This is a genomic window from Mesorhizobium sp. P2_B5, from assembly GCF_056404775.1.
In genome coordinates this window covers 376,952-392,242 of the sequence record NZ_JBFUDJ010000002.1, presented here as the reverse complement: position 1 = coordinate 392,242, position 15,291 = coordinate 376,952, and the positions used below count along the sequence as shown (strand labels likewise).

The following is a 15,291-nucleotide window of genomic DNA, read 5'->3' as shown; positions in this document are numbered from 1 at the left end:
CCTGAGCGTGAGTTTCGACCTGCCGCGCAATGTCATCCTGCCGGTCGATGAGATCGACGTTCGGCTCGACCCCGGCCAGCATCCGTTCGAGCGCGACAACGCGCAGGCCATCACTGAGAACTGGCGGCTCGAGACCGAAGCCAAACCCGCGCTGTTCGACGGCACCGTGGTGCTTTTGTCAGCACTCGCCTGGCGCGACAACCGTCTCGCCGGGCGCTGCCACGCGGTGAAGTACTCGACCTTCATGCTGTGGCGCAAGAACCGGCAAGGGACCGGCGCCGAGCACGCCTATGGCCATGCCATGCTGGTCGCCGGCGACAATGCGCTGGTGGCGATCCGCATGGGCTCGCACACGGTCATGGCCGGTCGCGTCTATTTCGCCGCCGGCTCGTTCGAGCCGATCGATTTTCGCGACGGCCGCGTCGATGTCGATTTCAACATGATCCGCGAGGTGCGCGAGGAAACCGGGCTTGACCTGACAGGCGCCGCGCGGGGCAAACGCTACCACGCGCTGTCGACTTCGACCGGCACGGTTCTCTTCCGCCGCTACCACGTCGAGGAGCCGGCGGATGAGATTGCGCGGCGCATCAGCGCCTTCGTCGCCACCGAGGCCGAACCGGAGATTGAGGGACCGGTGATCATCCGCCATGCCGCCGACCTGCCGGAGGGACTGGCGCCGCATATGAAGCCGCTGGTCGAGTGGCATTTTGCCCGCAGCGGCGAGGACCCCTGATCTGTCAGGGAAACAGCGGCGGCAGCGTCTCCGGCGCAGTGACTTCCCGAGGTTCGAAACTCGCTGCCTTCAGCGGCCGGGTCGGGGCGCCGTCGTCCTTGTAGTAATAGCTGTAACCGTTGATCGCCGGCGCGCCGCCGAGATGCGCGTAGAGAATTTTTGACCCCTCGGGGAAGAAGCCTTTGCGGGTCAGGTCGATCAGGCCCTGCATCGATTTTCCCTCATAGACCGGATCGGTGATCATCGCCTCGGTGCGGGCCGCCAGCCGGATCGCATCGTTGGTCTCATCCGAAGGAACGCCATAGGCGGGGTATGCATAGTCGGGGTTGATGATGATTTCGTCGTCGCGGACCGTGCGGCCGAGCCCGACGAGGGCAGCGGTGTCATCGACGATTCGGCGGACCTGCGCGCGGGTCTGGTCGAGCGTTCCGGAGGCGTCGATGCCGATCACCCGGTCGGCGCGACCTTGCGCGGCGAAACCGACGATCATGCCGGCCTGCGTCGACCCGGTCACCACGCACACGACGATGTAGTCGAATTTGAATCCGAGCTCGGCTTCCTGGCGCGCCACCTCTTCGGCGAAGCCGACATAGCCGAGCCCGCCGAATTTGTGCACCGAGGCGCCGGCCGGAATCGGATAGGGCTTGCCGCCGGCATCCTTCACCGACTGGATGGCGTCCTCCCAGCTCTTGCGGATGCCGATGTCGAAACCGTCATCGACAAGCCGGCTGTCGGCGCCCATCAGTCGCGTCAGCAGAATGTTGCCGACCCGGTCGTAGACGGCGTCATAGTGCGGCACCCATTTTTCCTGGATCACCACGCACTTCATGCCGATCTTGGCGGCCGTTGCGGCGACCATGCGGGTATGGTTCGACTGGACGCCACCGATCGATACCAGCGTGTCGGCGCCCGAGGCTATGGCATCCGGAACGATGTATTCGAGCTTGCGCAACTTGTTGCCGCCCATGGCGAGCCCGGAGTTGCAATCGTCGCGCTTGGCGTAGACCTGTACTTTCCCGCCCAGCGCCGCGCTCAGCCGCGGCAGATGCTCGATCGGCGTCGCGCCGAAGGTTAGGGGATAGCGTTCGAATTTTGCCAGAAGTGACACCGATTAGTCTCCGCCAGCGGTCGGTTTCGATAGGCAGAGGATAGGCGATCTCGTGCGAAATGTGCTCTCAAACTTGCGCCGAGAATTTTTGCAGGATTCACAAACGGGCGATATGATTGCTTATATCGTCCACAGAGGTCTATCAAAATGGAAGAATCTTCCACACAAGCTCTTGACCGCATCGACGTGAAAATCCTGCGCGCCCTTCAGGCCGAGGGACGGCTGACGAATGCGGAGCTGGCGACCCGTGTCAATGTCAGCGCCGCCACCTGCCATCGGCGCACGCAACGCCTGTTCGAAGAGGGATACATCACCGGGGTGAGGGCGGAGATCGCGCCGGTCGCGGTCGGCCTCGGCGCGCTGGTCATGGTCGGTGTCGTGCTCGACCGCTCGACACCGGAAAGCTTCGCCGCGTTCGAAGAGGCCGTGCTCGAGCTCAAGGAGGTGCTGGATTGCAATCTCGTCGCCGGCGACTTCGACTATCTCCTGAAGATCAGGGTCCGCGACATGGCGGATTTCAACAAGCTGCATGGGCAGAAGCTGATTGCGTTGCCGGGCGTTCGGCAAACAAGGACCTTCTTCGTCATGAAGGAGGTCAAGGAGAATGCGCGACTGCCGTTCTGACAGGCTGCAAGCGTAGGTCAGTGTCGCGCCTTTTGCTGCGCCGCCTTGCGGTCGTTGCGAGCGGCGACGACAAACAGGATGAGGCCGAGCCCAAGCAACCCACCCATCGCCGTGCCCATCGTCTGGCCGACGACGCCCTGGAAATCGGCTGTGACGCGATCAGGATTGGCCGCGCCGTAGCTGGCGAGATACCACCAGATGCCGGCAAGGGCGCCTTCGATGATTATCATCGCCAGGATCAGCCGTGCTTTCTTGCTCATTGCCCATTCCTCGACCAGAGATGCATTGCCCAGACTAGCATCGCAGACGGACGATGACAGCGTTGCCAGCGTCGGCAAGCACCCAAGTTGTGGATAGCAAATTATTCGTGCCGCAGTGCGTCGATCGGGTCGAGCCTGGCGCCGCGCAGCGCCGGGAAGAAGCCGAACACCATGCCGATCAGCGCCGAAAACCCGACGGCAAGCAGGATGACCGCCGGGCTCGGCGCGAACGGTATGGTCAGCGCCGCCGATGCGAGGCCGGCCAACGCCAGGCCGATCAGGATGCCAATGATGCCGCCGAGCAGCGACAGCACCGTCGCCTCGACCAGGAACTGGATGAGGATATGTTTTTCATGCGCGCCGATGGCGAGCCGGATGCCGATCTCGCGCGTGCGTTCGGTGACCGAGACCAGCATGATGTTCATGATGCCGATGCCGCCGACAAGCAGGCTGACGCCGGCCACGGCGCCGAGCATGCCGGTCATGGTGGTGGTGGCGCTGGCCATGGCGTCTGCGATCTGAGTCATGTCGCGGATCGAGAAATCGTCTTCGCGGTCGGGCGTGATGCGGCGGGTGTCGCGCAAAATGTCCTCGACGCGCGGCTGCAATTCGGTAGTCGGCGTGCGGTCGTCGGCGGCGACATAGATGTTGTCGATGTCGCGGTTGCCGGCGATGCGCCGCTGATAGGCGGCAAGCGGCATCAAGACGACATTGTCCTGGTCCTGGCCAAAGCCGGTATAGCCCTTGGGTTCGAGCAGGCCGATGATCTTGCACGAGGTGCGGTTGACGCGGATGATCTCGCCTTCAGGCTCGCCGGCGCCGAAGAATTGCTGGCGCACGGTCTCGCCGATCAGGCAGACGCCGGTGCCCGAGCGTGTTTCGGAATCGCTGAACGGCCGGCCTGAAACGAGCTTCCAGTCGCGGGCGTCGAGATAGGCGCTGTCGGTGCCGGTGACGCCCGAGGTCAGGCTCTCGGTGCCGAAGATGACGCGCACCTGCTTTTGTGAGGCCGGCGAAATGGCGCGTGCCCCGGTCAGATGCGCGACAAGGGCGGCAACATCCTTGTCGGCCAGCGGCCGCATCGCCTGGTCGAGCCCTCCCGGTCCGCCAGTGCCTGCAGGGCGGCCAGAGCGGACGACGAGCAGGTTCGAGCCGAGCTTGGCAATGTCGGACTTGACCTTGGCCGTGGTGCCGGAGCCGATGGTCAGCATGGCGATGACGGCGGCAACGCCGATGACAATGCCGAGCAGCGTCAGGAACGAGCGCAGCACATTGCGGCGGATGGAGCGCAGCGACAGGCGGACGGTTTCCCAGATCATGGTCAGGCCACTTCCAGTTTCGAGGAATCGGAAGCGACGTGACCGTCGAGGAAGCGGATGGTGCGCTCGGCATATTCGGCGACGTCGGCCTCGTGGGTGACCATGGCGATGGTCAGGCCGAGCTCGCGGTTCAGCCGCGTCAACAGCTCCATGATCTCGTGCGTGCGGGCGGTGTCGAGATTGCCGGTCGGCTCGTCGGCGACGAGCAGCGTCGGCCTGGTGACGATGGCGCGCGCGATCGCCACACGCTGCTGCTGGCCGCCGGAGAGCTCGGCCGGCGTATGGTGCTCGCGCCCGACAAGCCCGACCTCGGCCAGCGCCTGCATGGCAAGCTCGCGGCGCTCGCGGGCCGGCGCGCCGCGATAGATCAGCGGCAGCTCGACATTTTCCGCCGCCGTGGTGCGCGGCAACAGATTGTAGCCCTGGAAGACGAAGCCGACATAGAGATTGCGCAGAAGCGCGCGGCGGTTGCGGTCGAGCCGGCCCGCATCGATGCCCATGAAGGAATAGGTGCCGGCGGTCGGCGTGTCGAGGCAGCCGATGATGTTCAGCGCCGTCGATTTGCCCGAGCCCGACGGGCCCATGATGGCGACGAATTCGCCGCGCTTAATAGTGAGGTCGACGCCGGCCAGCGCATGCACCTTGGCTTCGCCCTGGCCATAGCTTTTCCAGACCGTATCGAAGCCGATGAGGGCCGCGTCCACGGCGTCAGCTCCGCAGCTGCGAGGCGGTGATCACCTGAGCGCCTTCGTCGAGGCCGGAGGTGATCTCTGTGAGTTCACCGTCGGTGGAGCCGATCTTGACGTTGACAGGATGCGGCCGGCCGTTCTCCAGCACATAGAGTGTGCGTGAGCCGTCGGTGGGTGCCGCCACCTGCTGGCGGCGATTGCCGCCGGGACGGCCCATGCGGCCCGTAAACAGGTCGCTGAGGCTCCAAGCGCGCGCGGCCTGCTGCGCCGGGCGGTAGCGGAAGGCGGTGGACGGCACGGTGAGCACGCCCTTGGCCTGTTTGGTGACGACCGAAACGGTGGCGGTCATGCCGGGTCGCAGCAACAACTCGTTGTTGTTTACCTTGAGCCGCGCATTGTAGGTGACGACGCCGTCGGTGGTGACCGAGGCGTAGGAGATGTCGCGGATCTCGGCATCGAACGGCCGCTCCGGAAAGGCGTCGACGGTGAAGCGCGCATGCTGGCCGGGCCTGACCGCGCCGATATCGGCCTCGTCGACCGCCGCCACCAGCTCCATGTTGCGCAAATCGGCGGCGATGATGAACAGCACCGGCGCCTGCAGCGAGGAGGCGACCGTCTGGCCGGGGTCGACCGAGCGCGTCAGCACGATGCCGTCGATCGGTGCGTAGATCGTGCTCTTGGCAAGGTCTGTCTGCTGCGCCTTGAGGTCGGCCTGGGCGATGGCGAGATTGGCCTTTGCACTATCGAGTGCTGCCTTGGAGCGGTCGCGCGTGGCGGTTGCGGCCTCAAGCGACTGATCGGTCGCCATGCCGCGTTTGGTCAGTTCGGCGGCGCGCACCAGCGCTTTCTCGTTCTCGGCCAGCGTGACCGTGGCGTCCTCGACTTTGGCGGCGGCGGCCTTGGCCGAAGCCTCGGCGCGTTCGATCTGGACCTCGAGTTTCACCGTGTCGAGCGTCGCCAGCACGTCGCCCTTCTTGACCTGCTGGTTCTCCTCGGCCGAGACGGAGCGTATGATGCCGGACAGTTCGCTCGAAATGTCGACCTGGGTGAGGGGCTGCAGCGTGCCGGTCGCCGACACTGCAACGGTGAGGTCGGCAATCGTGGCCAGCGTGGTGGTGTAGTCGATCTTGGCGGGAGAGCCGGCATACCATTGGTAGCCGACGAGACCACCGGCAATGGCGATCAGCGCCAGCAGCGCGTAAAGCCAGCCGCGGCGGCGCTTCTTGCGCACGCCGTTGCGGTCAAGTCCGAGCGCCGCCTCGATGGGGGAATCCGATTCCGTCTTTGGCAGATTGACAAGCTGGTCCACGCCGGACCCCTATGAAGCGTAATGTCCCTATAGGTGCACAGATCAGGCTTACTGGTTCGAATATCAAATTAAATTTCGGCCATGTTCGGATTGAGGCGGAAGGTTTTCCAAGATGCAGACGCGCAATTACTTGCTTTACGATGTGTTTACGACCGAACGGCTGGCCGGCAATCCGCTGGCTGTCGTGTTGGACAGCAAGGGGCTGGATACGGCAGCCATGCAGGCCATTGCGCGCGAGTTCAACCTGTCCGAATCGGTCTTCGTGCTGTCGCCGGACAATCCCAAGCATCGCAACCGCATCCGCATTTTCACGCCCGACTATGAAATGCCGTTTGCCGGCCACCCGACTGTCGGAGCGGCGATTGCGCTGGCCGAACTGGCAGGCGAGGGCGACGCCGGCATCTTCGTGCTGGAGGAGAATATCGGCCCGGTGCGCTGCGCCGTCAGCCGGCACGATGGCGCCACCTTTGCCGAGTTCGATCTGGCGAAGCTGCCGGAACCGTTGAAGCTCGAAGCCGATCCGCACGCGATTGGTGCGGCCCTTGGCCTCGCGCCGCATGAGATCGGCTTCGAGAATCACCTGGTGTCGTTCTGGTCGGCCGGCGTGCCTTACGTCACCATCCCGGTCGCCAATCTGGAGGCGGCAGCCCGCGTCAAGCTCGACAACCAGGCATGGTCGGAACTGGCGCCGCGCAAGAGCGAATGGGCTTTCGCCAGCCCGTACGTCTACTGCCGCCAGACGGTAAACCATGACAGCGCCTTCCACGTCCGCATGATCGTGCCGGGCACGCCGTCCTACGAGGATCCAGCGACCGGGTCGGCGGCAGCGGCCTTTGCCGGCGCAATCATGCATTTCGACACCCCCACCGACGGCATTTCGCAGCTGTGGATCGAGCAGGGGCTGGAGATGGGCCGACCGTCGCGCATCCGCCTCGAACTCACTGTCGAAGGCGGAAAATTGGCGTCGGCGCGCATTGGCGGCCACGCCATCAAGGTGGCGGAAGGCAGACTGTTCGTCTGACCGCCTGCGGCAGTTCAGCTATTTGTCGGGAAATGATTCCGGCAGGGCTGGACAGGACCGGTATCGGCGGCTATATGCCCGCCAACGCCGGTTTTGACCGGTCGAGTGGGTGCGTAGCTCAGTTGGTAGAGCAGCTGACTCTTAATCAGCGGGTCCACAGTTCAATCCTGTGCGCACCCACCAAATTTTTCGAAAAGTTGGTGGAAGACCTTGGAATGCGGGACGCGTTGACGCGCCTCGACACGCCTCGACACGCCCCGGTTTGCCTTGAACTTGACCTTCATAGCGATCTGGCCGCTGATCAAACAAATCTCAATTGTGGCAGAAACGTTACATCGCTTTCCATGGGATCAGATACAAACGGGTCATCGTTGTTCGCCTCTCCACCCCCGAGGAATGCATGATGCGCGCACTCAAGTTTGCCCTTCTTGCCTCGTTGGCGATTGCCACCCCCGCATTGGCGGCGGACCTTTCCCCGCTGCCGACCGAGCCTGCGGCTTATACCTGGACCGGTCTCTATGTGGGTGCAGAGGCCGGGTACGCTTGGGGAAATTCAACTTACGACGGAGCCGGGTCTCCGGCCGGCCCCCCCTTCATCAGCACCTCCCTCGATCCCAAAGGCGGCTTTGGTGGTGCATATGTTGGCTATAACTACCAATTCAATGGCAACTATGTCGTCGGCGTTGAAGCGGATGCCAATTTCGCCGACGTAAAGGGTGACAATACGTTTGCTGTTTTTCCCGGTGTGGTCGCAAGCGGTGATTTAGAATGGTTCGGGTCGGCGCGTCTGCGCGCGGGCTACGCATTCGATCGTCTCCTGCCATTTGTAACTGGCGGTGTTGCTATCGGTCGTTACTCCGGCACAGAGAATGGGGCACTCGAGAACAGCGAGACCATGGTTGGCTGGACGGCAGGCGCGGGACTTGAATATGCCGTGACCGACAATTTGATTGCGCGCGTCGAATACCGCTATGCCGACTATGGCCGCAAATCGCAGTCGCCGCCGTTCAACTTCCCGACAGAACAAGTCAGGCTTGATCTGACCACCAACGATGTTCGCGTTGGACTTAGCTACAAGTTCTGATTTCGAACTGCACCAGACCCTCCAATTAGACTTTAAAGGCTCGGCAGCCGGTAAGCCGGTGCGCTATTTGGCCCGGAAGGCAAGCTTACGAAGGAGGGAAGGCCGCGCTGGATAAAGAATGGCCCGGAAGCCGAAGCCGCCATCAATTAAAGCCAGTTTGAAACCACGGACTGGTGTCATACCCTAAGCGCGGATTATAATGATCCAGGAAGTTTGCGGCCTTATTTGACGGTCGCGCAACAACGGTGCCTGTCGATTTGCAATCCGGTTTCGCGGTCGGCTTGCTGCCAGCCTTCTTATGAGCTGCAGAACACGAGGTTGTAGCCTGAGCGGTGGCCACCTTTTTCTTCTCTTTCGCAACAGCTGCTCCGGTGGCGGCCAATACTATTGCTACGCCAAAGACAACGAGTTTCATTGAAACGCCCTCACCCTGCACAATCCGTAATGATTGCGCCTAGTCAACGTTACGTCAATCACATTTTGTCGGCAACGACGGCGAATAGTGCCAGTAAAAAGAGCCCGCCACAGAAGCAGCGGGGCGATGTTCCCAAGGTCGGGAATCTTTCAGCGGCCGTGCCGTTCGAGCCACCAGTGCGAGCGACCGGCCCGACGATTGTCAGTGAAGGTTCGGGCCGGCGCGCTCCCGTCAAATCGCCCTAGCTACTTCTCAGATACACCGGCCTCAGCAAAGCTAGCCATCCTCACATGACATTCCAGCGCCGAGCGCACGATGTTGACGGCGAGGCAGGCGCCGGAGCCTTCGCCGAGCCGCATGCCGAGGTCGAGCAGCGGCGGCAGGCCGAGCGCTTCGAGCAGGCGGCGGTGACCGGATTCGGCCGAGACATGGGCGGCGATGGTGTGGGCGAGGCCGCTTGGGTGCAGCCGCGCCAAAGGTGCCGCTGCGGCCGTGCAGACGAAGCCGTCGAGCAGCACCGGGACGTTGTTGCGGCGCGCGGAAAGCGTGGCGCCGAAGATGGCGGCAAGTTCGCGGCCGCCAAGGGCGGCGGCGATCTTCAGCGGATCGGACAGCGCGTCGGCATGGCGCTTGAGGCCGGCTTCGATGGCCGTGACCTTGCGTTTCAGCCCGGCATCGTCGACGCCGGTGCCGCGCCCGGTCCATTTTTCCGCTCCGCCGCCGAACAGGCCGGCGGAAATCGCGGCCGCCGGCGTGGTGTTGCCGATGCCCATTTCGCCGAAGCAGACGAGGTCGAGGTCTTTCGTCACCGCGTCATGACCGGCGGAGACGGCGGCAAGAAACGCCTTTTCGTCCATTGCCGGCACTGCAGTGAAGTCGCCGGTCGGGTGGTCGAGGTCGAGCGGGATGACATCGAGTTCCGCACCGGCGATGCGGGCAAGCTGGTTAATGGCAGCACCGCCGCCGGCGAAATTCGCCACCATCTGTACGGTCACTTCCGAGGGGAAGGCCGACACGCCTTGCGCTGTGACACCGTGATTGCCGGCGAAGACGAAGACCTTCACACGGTCGAGCTTCGGCATGTCGCGGCCCTGCCAGCGGGCCAGCCAGGCGGCGATGGTCTCCAGCCGGCCTAGGCTGCCTTGTGGCTTGGTCAGCGTGTCCTGGCGGCGGGAGACGGCATTGGCAGCCGTGTCGTTGCCGGCAGGCAGGTCAAGGCAAGCGGCGCGCAGTTCATCGAATGATTTGAAGGGCATGGGGAAGCAATCTCCGGAAGTGATTCAGGTGAGGGAAACGGAAGCGACCAGCAGCACTATGATCTCGCCGAGCTGCTGCAGGGCGCCGATCGTGTCGCCGGTTTGGCCGCCAATCTGGTTGAGGCAGAGCGCGCGCAAGGCGCTGAACACGAGCGCCAGCAGGATCAGCGCGGCAAACGCACCTCCCAGCCCCAGCGTCAGCAGTGCTGCGGCGCCGAGCACTGCGCCGAGAACAGCGGTTTGCGCCGACACGGTGCCAGCGCCTGCGGACAGGCCGTCGCTGCGCGCCGGCGGCGACAGGTGCATGAAGGCGCCGAGCAGGCCGCGCGAAGCGGCATGGGCGGCGATCAGGGCGAAGAGAACGCTTGTCGGATTGGCGAGTTGCGACAGCGCGCTCCAGCGGATGAGCAGCGACAGGCCAAGCGCCGAAGCGCCATAGGCGCCGATTCGGCTGTCGCGCATGATCTCCAGTTTTTTATCGCGCGTCTTGCCGCCGCCAAAGCCGTCGGCGACATCCGACAGCCCGTCCTCATGCAGGCAGCCGGTGGCGAGCAGCGTTGCCGCAAGGACAAGGGCGGCCGCCGGACCGGCGGCCAGGCCGAGTTTTATCCCAATGGCGTAGACGACGGCGCCAACCACTGCCACGGCGAGGCCGGCGACAGGTGCAGCCCAGATCGCATCGGCAAGGCTGCGGTCGCGAAAGTCGAAGATCGGCAGCGGCAGCCGGGTGAGGAAGACGAGGTTAAGCGCGATGTCGTCAAGCGCCTGCCGGGGCGAGGGAACGACGGTCATGCACCCCTCGCAATGGCATGGAAGAAGGTGCCGCTGACATGGCCGCGCCGATAGCCGGAGGCGCCGAGCGGATTGCCCTGGCCGTCGGCGAGATCGGCCAGCGGCTCGTCATTGCCGGTCGCAATCATCTGCGCATAATGGAATTCGTGGCCGCGGATCAGCGCGCCTTGCGCGCCCAGCGGACAGGCGGCGCGCAGCCGCGCTTCGCGGTAGCCGAGGTTCATCTTGCGCTTGGCGAAGCTGGTGGAATGGCCGAGCAGGCCGAGCATGGCGTGTGTCTCGCCGGCCGCATCCTCCAGTGCTTCGCCCAGCACCATGAAGCCGCCGCACTCGCCATGAATGGGCTTTGTCTCGGCGAAACGCGCCATGCCCGCGCTGAAATTCATTGCCGCCGCAAGACGGCCGGCGTGCAGCTCGGGATAGCCGCCAGGCAGCCAGCAGACATCGCAATCCGCAGCCGGTGCTTCGTCGGCGAGCGGCGAGAACGGCACGATCTCCGCACCGGCCTTGCGCCAATAGGCTGCGACATGCGGATAGAGGAAGGTGAATGCGGCGTCTTCGGCGAGCGCAATGCGCTGGCCGGGCGGCGGCAAGGCATTTTCGAAACTGCCCGGCGCCGGCGAAAAGGGTGCTGCCAGCGCCATGATGGCGTCGAGGTCGAGGGATTTCTCGACCATATCTGCCAAGCGGTCGAGATGCGCCATCAGGTCGGCATATTCGCCGGCCTGGACGAGGCCGAGATGGCGCTCCGGCAGATTGAGCGAGGGATCGCGCAAGATGCTGCCGACGACCGGCAGGCCGAGCGCTTCGATAGCCTCGCTGCACAGCTTTCGGTGGCGCTCGCTGCCGAGACGGTTGAGCACGACGCCGGCCATGCGCACGTCTGGGTCATAGGTGGCAAAACCCTTGGCGACGGCGGCCGCCGTGGTCGATTGGCCGGAGACATCGAGCACCAAAAGGACCGGCAGGTGGTAGAGCCGCGCCAGATCGGCGGCCGAGCCGGTGCGGCCTTGCCCGGCGGGGATGCCGTCGAACAGGCCCATGGCGCTTTCGAGGAAGATGAAATCGGCATCCGCTGTGGCGTTGCCGGCCAGTGCATTGAGCAGGTCGGGCGACATCGCCCAGCTGTCGAGATTGACGCCGGAAAGCCCGGTCGCCGCCGTGTGGAAACCGGGATCGATATAGTCGGGGCCGGATTTGGCGCCGCGCACTTTCAGACCGCGCCGGGCGAGCGCGCGCAAAATGCCGATGGTGACGCTGGTCTTGCCGGAGCCGGAGCGCGGCGCGCCGATGATGATGGCGCGGGTCATGCGTCGCCCGCCAGTGCCGCGCGCATGGCGACAATGCCGCCGACGACAATGAGCGCCGGCGAGGCGAGCCCGGCAGCGGCGGCAGCCTCGGCGATGGTGGCGAGCGTGGCGACGACGGTTCGCTCCTGCGGCGTCGTCGCCGAAACGATGACCGCCGCCGGCGTCGATGGCGCCAGCCCGCCTTCGAGCAGGGACGCGGCGATGATGGGCAGATTGGCCATGCCCATATAGATGACCACCGGCTGGCCGGTGCGGGCGATCGCTGCCCAGTCGAGATCGTCATCGGTGCCGGCGGCGTGCCCGGTCGCCAGGATCACCGCCTTGTTGATGCCGCGCATGGTGGCCGGGATGCCGGTGGCGGCCAGCGCGCTCAGCCCCGATGTCAGGCCGGGCAGGACGCGAAACGGGATATCTTCCCGCGCCAGCGCCAGTGCCTCTTCGCCACCACGGCCGAAAATGTAGGGGTCGCCGCCTTTCAGTCTGACGACGCGGCGGCCGTCGCGAGCCAGCCGCACCAGCAGAGCGGTGATGTCATCCTGCTTCATCGACGGCTTGCCGCCGCGTTTTCCCGCAAAGAACAGCTCGGCCTTGTCCGCGACGGCGACAACATCGGGGGAGACCAGCGCGTCATAGACCAGCGCATCGGCATCGGCCAAAGCCGCCAGCACTTCCAGCGTCAGGCAGCCTGGATCGCCAGGACCGGCGCCGGCCAGCCAGACATGGCCGGGTTCAAGCGCACGCGGCTTGAAGTTGAGCCGCGACAGCGCCTTTTCGAGCGTGGTGTTTTCGCTTTTGGTCTTGCCGCTCACAGTCCATCCCGTCCGCGAAAACGCCGCTGGTAATGGGCGTCGTACAATGAACTCTCGCCAAAACCTTCCGCCGCCAGCGAAGAGCCGACGAAGATGATCGCCGTGCGCTCCATCGGATCGGCGGCGAGCAGCGCCTCGATGGTGGCCAGCGTGCCGGTCAGCACGCGCTCGTCCGGCCAGGAGGCGCGAAAGATGATCGCCACCGGGCAATCGCCGCCATAGTGCGGCGTCAATTCGGCGACGACGCGGTCGATGGCGTGGATGGCCAGATGAATGGCGAGCGTGGCACCCGTGCGGCCGAAGCCGGCCAGCGTTTCGCCCGGCGGCATTTTCGAGGCGCGGCCGGAGACGCGGGTCAGCACCAGGCTTTGCGCCACCTCAGGAATGGTCAGTTCGCGGCGAAGGGCTGCGGCAGCGGCGGCGAAGGAGGGAACGCCCGGTGTCAGCGTGTAAGGGATACCGTGCTTTTCCAGCCGGCGGATCTGCTCGGCCACCGCGCTCCACACCGAGAGATCGCCGGAATGCAGGCGGGCGACATCGTGGCCGGCCTGATGGGCAGCCACATATTCAGCCTCGATCTCGTCGAGCGACATCGGTGCCGTGTCGATCAGTTTTGTCCCGGGCGCGCAGTGCTGCAGCAATTCGGGGGCGACGATCGAGCCGGCATGCAGGCAGACCGGGCAGCTTGCCAGCAGCTTGGCGCCCCGCAGCGTGATCAGGTCGGCAGCGCCCGGACCGGCGCCGATGAAATGGACGGTCATGGCGCATCTCCGTTGATGGCGATGGCGCAGGTGACCGGGCCGACCACGGTGCGCGGCCCGAGCAGTTTTGCTCCGGCGCCGGCAACGGCAAGGGCGGAGGCTTCGGAGACGGATGGCGTGCCGGCGAGTTCTTGCGAGAGGTTGCGCGAGGCGGCCCCCTCATCCGGCCCTTCGGGCCACCTTCTCCCCGCTGGGGAGAAGAGGCTGGCGTCGACGCCGGTAATCTCCTCTCCCCCCGGGGAGAGGTCAGCCGAGCGAAGCGGAGGCTGGGTGAGGGGGAACGACGGTTCGGTGCCCGCAACATCCACTACTATCACTGGGAGGTTGAGCTCACGGCCTGCAGCGAAAATGGCCTCTTCGTTGCGCTTGAATTCGGTCGTCGCCAGTGCCGACAGCGCCGTCATTGCCAGCCCATGTGCTTCTAGGGCGGTCTCGATCGCTGCCAGCACCTCTTCAACGCTCACGCCCTTGCGGCTGCCGACACCCGCGACCATCATGGTTTCACCCAGCTCCATTGGGTGACCGGCATGGCCGGCCGCCAGGCCTGCATCGAGCCAACAGGGGAAGCGCGGGAGATGGCGATGCGGGTGAGGTCGCCGCCGCGCTTGGTATGCTGGGCGAGGAGCAGAGTTTCCATCTCCAGAGTGACAGCATTTGCGACCAGACGACCGCCGGAACGCAGCGCCCTGATGGCTGCGTTCAAAACACCTGAAACACTGCCGCCGCCACCGATGAAGATCGCGTCCGGCGTGGCCAGCCCGGCCAGCGCCTTGGGTGCTTTGCCTTCCACCATGACAAGGCCAGGTACGCCGCAATGTGCGGCGTTGCGGGCGATGCGGGCCGCGCGCTCGCTGTTGGTCTCGATGGCGATGGCGCGCATCGAGGGATGCGCCAGCATCCATTCGATGCCGATGGAGCCTGAACCGGCGCCGATGTCCCACAGCAGTTCGCCGCGCCTTGGGGCCAGCGCCGCAAGCGTGATGGCGCGGATATCGTGCTTGGTGATCTGGCCGTCATGCTCGAACAGATGATCCGCGCGGCCAATGGTTAGCGGCAGGATGCGGGCTTCCGGTGTCGATTCAAGTTCGAGCGCCAGCACGTTGAGCGGATTGATATCTCCAAGATCGAAAGCGTCGGCTCGAGCGGAACGCTGCTTCTCGTTCGGTCCGCCCAGCGCCTCCAGGACCGTCAGCCGCGAAGGGCCGAAATCGAGCTCGGTGAGCAGGCGCGCGATTGCCGCCGGTGCATCGCCATCCGATGTCAGCGCCAGGATGCGCGCATTCGGCTGCAGCAACGGCCGGATCAGGTCGAGCGGCCTTCCATGCAGCGAGATGGTTTCGATATCCTGCAGCGCCCAGCCAAGCCTCGCGGCGGCCAGCGAAATGGCCGAGGGTGCAGGGATGACATGCATCTCCTGTGGCTCGACCTTGCGGGCAAGAGTAGCGCCGACACCATGGAAGAACGGGTCGCCGGAAGCGAGCACGCAGACGCGCCGGCCGGCCAGCGCCAGCACATCGGCCATGCCGGCATCGAAAGGGACCGGCCACGGGCGTTGCTCGCCCTTGGCAAGCGAAGTCACCAGCGCCAGATGCCGCTTGCCGCCGAAGACGATTTCCGCTTCGGCGATCAGCCGCTTGGCCTCGTCGCCGAGACCCGCTAAACCGTCCTCGCCGATGCCGACGATGGTGAGCCATTTTGGTGTTGGCTGATTTTTTGACATGTCGGCGCCGCCCCTCATCCGCCTGCCGGCACCTTCTCCCCGTATAGTGACGGGGAGAAGGGGGAAGCTCCGACGCTGACG

Annotated in this window: 17 protein-coding genes and 1 tRNA gene; 5 read left to right on the top strand and 13 right to left on the bottom strand. The window is 64.8% G+C overall.

Annotation, left to right across the window (positions count from 1 at the left end; all coding sequences use genetic code 11):
- The first annotated feature begins 7 nt into the window (after nt 1–7).
- A complete protein-coding gene (locus tag AC1D1N_RS08405; protein ID WP_477347834.1) occupies nt 8–733 on the top strand; it encodes an NUDIX hydrolase in 726 nt (241 codons plus the stop codon).
- A 4-nt stretch (nt 734–737) separates the two neighbouring features.
- On the opposite strand, the gene AC1D1N_RS08400 is transcribed toward AC1D1N_RS08405, so the two are convergent.
- Complete coding sequence (locus tag AC1D1N_RS08400) at nt 738–1,841, bottom strand: 1-aminocyclopropane-1-carboxylate deaminase (protein WP_477347832.1); 1,104 nt, start codon at nt 1,839–1,841, stop codon at nt 738–740.
- Nucleotides 1,842–1,988: 147 nt separating this feature from the next.
- Here AC1D1N_RS08400 and AC1D1N_RS08395 point away from each other — a divergent pair, with 147 nt between their 5' ends.
- Nucleotides 1,989–2,465, top strand: a complete 477-nt coding sequence (locus AC1D1N_RS08395) for an Lrp/AsnC family transcriptional regulator (RefSeq protein WP_477231440.1) — start codon at nt 1,989–1,991, stop codon at nt 2,463–2,465.
- Between the two features lie 17 nt (nt 2,466–2,482).
- On the opposite strand, the gene AC1D1N_RS08390 is transcribed toward AC1D1N_RS08395, so the two are convergent.
- The 4 genes from AC1D1N_RS08390 to AC1D1N_RS08375 all read right to left on the bottom strand — a co-directional run bounded on the left by AC1D1N_RS08390 (nt 2,483) and on the right by AC1D1N_RS08375 (nt 6,042).
- Nucleotides 2,483–2,725, bottom strand: coding sequence for a hypothetical protein (locus AC1D1N_RS08390; protein ID WP_477347830.1), 243 nt, complete (start codon nt 2,723–2,725; stop codon nt 2,483–2,485).
- Between the two features lie 101 nt (nt 2,726–2,826).
- On the bottom strand, nt 2,827–4,044 hold the full coding sequence (locus AC1D1N_RS08385; RefSeq protein WP_112565069.1) for an ABC transporter permease: 1,218 nt from the start codon (nt 4,042–4,044) through the stop codon (nt 2,827–2,829).
- A gap of 2 nt (nt 4,045–4,046) precedes the next feature.
- A complete protein-coding gene (locus tag AC1D1N_RS08380; RefSeq protein WP_477347828.1) occupies nt 4,047–4,748 on the bottom strand; it encodes an ABC transporter ATP-binding protein in 702 nt (233 codons plus the stop codon).
- A gap of 4 nt (nt 4,749–4,752) precedes the next feature.
- On the bottom strand, nt 4,753–6,042 hold the full coding sequence (locus AC1D1N_RS08375) for an efflux RND transporter periplasmic adaptor subunit (protein WP_477347826.1): 1,290 nt from the start codon (nt 6,040–6,042) through the stop codon (nt 4,753–4,755).
- Nucleotides 6,043–6,154: 112 nt separating this feature from the next.
- On the opposite strand from AC1D1N_RS08375, the gene AC1D1N_RS08370 reads away from it, so the two are divergent.
- The 3 genes from AC1D1N_RS08370 (at nt 6,155) to AC1D1N_RS08360 (ending at nt 8,147) form a co-directional block, all read left to right on the top strand.
- A complete protein-coding gene (locus tag AC1D1N_RS08370; RefSeq protein ID WP_436260535.1) occupies nt 6,155–7,063 on the top strand; it encodes a PhzF family phenazine biosynthesis protein in 909 nt (302 codons plus the stop codon).
- 107 nt (nt 7,064–7,170) lie between these two features.
- Nucleotides 7,171–7,246: transfer RNA gene (locus tag AC1D1N_RS08365), tRNA-Lys, on the top strand.
- A gap of 217 nt (nt 7,247–7,463) precedes the next feature.
- Nucleotides 7,464–8,147, top strand: a complete 684-nt coding sequence (locus tag AC1D1N_RS08360) for an outer membrane protein (protein WP_477347823.1) — start codon at nt 7,464–7,466, stop codon at nt 8,145–8,147.
- A gap of 142 nt (nt 8,148–8,289) precedes the next feature.
- On the opposite strand, the gene AC1D1N_RS08355 is transcribed toward AC1D1N_RS08360, so the two are convergent.
- The 8 genes from AC1D1N_RS08355 to cbiE all read right to left on the bottom strand — a co-directional run bounded on the left by AC1D1N_RS08355 (nt 8,290) and on the right by cbiE (nt 15,210).
- A complete protein-coding gene (locus AC1D1N_RS08355) occupies nt 8,290–8,562 on the bottom strand; it encodes a hypothetical protein (RefSeq protein WP_436260533.1) in 273 nt (90 codons plus the stop codon).
- Nucleotides 8,563–8,807: 245 nt separating this feature from the next.
- Complete coding sequence (cobT, locus tag AC1D1N_RS08350) at nt 8,808–9,818, bottom strand: nicotinate-nucleotide--dimethylbenzimidazole phosphoribosyltransferase (RefSeq protein ID WP_477347821.1); 1,011 nt, start codon at nt 9,816–9,818, stop codon at nt 8,808–8,810.
- A gap of 24 nt (nt 9,819–9,842) precedes the next feature.
- The gene (gene cobS / locus AC1D1N_RS08345; protein ID WP_477347819.1) at nt 9,843–10,610 is read right to left on the bottom strand and encodes an adenosylcobinamide-GDP ribazoletransferase; all 768 of its coding nucleotides are present in this window, start codon (nt 10,608–10,610) and stop codon (nt 9,843–9,845) included.
- The gene (locus tag AC1D1N_RS08340) at nt 10,607–11,920 is read right to left on the bottom strand and encodes a cobyrinate a,c-diamide synthase (protein WP_477347817.1); all 1,314 of its coding nucleotides are present in this window, start codon (nt 11,918–11,920) and stop codon (nt 10,607–10,609) included. The genes cobS and AC1D1N_RS08340 overlap by 4 nt, the downstream gene beginning before the upstream one ends.
- Complete coding sequence (cobA, locus tag AC1D1N_RS08335) at nt 11,917–12,729, bottom strand: uroporphyrinogen-III C-methyltransferase (RefSeq protein ID WP_477345093.1); 813 nt, start codon at nt 12,727–12,729, stop codon at nt 11,917–11,919. Before cobA ends, AC1D1N_RS08340 begins: the two co-directional genes overlap by 4 nt.
- Entirely contained in the window at nt 12,726–13,490 is a 765-nt protein-coding gene (gene cobM / locus AC1D1N_RS08330; protein WP_477347815.1) for a precorrin-4 C(11)-methyltransferase, read from the bottom strand. Before cobM ends, cobA begins: the two co-directional genes overlap by 4 nt.
- The gene (locus AC1D1N_RS08325) at nt 13,487–14,005 is read right to left on the bottom strand and encodes a cobalamin biosynthesis protein (RefSeq protein ID WP_477347813.1); all 519 of its coding nucleotides are present in this window, start codon (nt 14,003–14,005) and stop codon (nt 13,487–13,489) included. The genes cobM and AC1D1N_RS08325 overlap by 4 nt, the downstream gene beginning before the upstream one ends.
- Nucleotides 13,984–15,210: a precorrin-6y C5,15-methyltransferase (decarboxylating) subunit CbiE gene (gene cbiE / locus AC1D1N_RS08320; RefSeq protein ID WP_477347811.1), complete on the bottom strand. Its 1,227-nt coding sequence runs from the start codon at nt 15,208–15,210 to the stop codon at nt 13,984–13,986. Before cbiE ends, AC1D1N_RS08325 begins: the two co-directional genes overlap by 22 nt.
- Nucleotides 15,211–15,291 lie beyond the last annotated feature (81 nt).

What these genes read in the sequence shown, in the direction of transcription:
- AC1D1N_RS08355 (WP_436260533.1), bottom strand. Translation starts at nt 8,562, where the DNA reads ATGAAACTCGTTGTCTTTGGCGTAGCAATAGTATTGGCCGCCACCGGA.
- AC1D1N_RS08395 (WP_477231440.1), top strand. Translation starts at nt 1,989, where the DNA reads ATGGAAGAATCTTCCACACAAGCTCTTGACCGCATCGACGTGAAAATC.
- cbiE (WP_477347811.1), bottom strand. Translation starts at nt 15,210, where the DNA reads ATGTCAAAAAATCAGCCAACACCAAAATGGCTCACCATCGTCGGCATC.
- cobM (WP_477347815.1), bottom strand. Translation starts at nt 13,490, where the DNA reads ATGACCGTCCATTTCATCGGCGCCGGTCCGGGCGCTGCCGACCTGATC.
- AC1D1N_RS08325 (WP_477347813.1), bottom strand. Translation starts at nt 14,005, where the DNA reads ATGGAGCTGGGTGAAACCATGATGGTCGCGGGTGTCGGCAGCCGCAAG.
- AC1D1N_RS08360 (WP_477347823.1), top strand. Translation starts at nt 7,464, where the DNA reads ATGATGCGCGCACTCAAGTTTGCCCTTCTTGCCTCGTTGGCGATTGCC.
- AC1D1N_RS08370 (WP_436260535.1), top strand. Translation starts at nt 6,155, where the DNA reads ATGCAGACGCGCAATTACTTGCTTTACGATGTGTTTACGACCGAACGG.
- AC1D1N_RS08390 (WP_477347830.1), bottom strand. Translation starts at nt 2,725, where the DNA reads ATGAGCAAGAAAGCACGGCTGATCCTGGCGATGATAATCATCGAAGGC.
- AC1D1N_RS08385 (WP_112565069.1), bottom strand. Translation starts at nt 4,044, where the DNA reads ATGATCTGGGAAACCGTCCGCCTGTCGCTGCGCTCCATCCGCCGCAAT.
- cobS (WP_477347819.1), bottom strand. Translation starts at nt 10,610, where the DNA reads ATGACCGTCGTTCCCTCGCCCCGGCAGGCGCTTGACGACATCGCGCTT.
- cobT (WP_477347821.1), bottom strand. Translation starts at nt 9,818, where the DNA reads ATGCCCTTCAAATCATTCGATGAACTGCGCGCCGCTTGCCTTGACCTG.
- AC1D1N_RS08340 (WP_477347817.1), bottom strand. Translation starts at nt 11,920, where the DNA reads ATGACCCGCGCCATCATCATCGGCGCGCCGCGCTCCGGCTCCGGCAAG.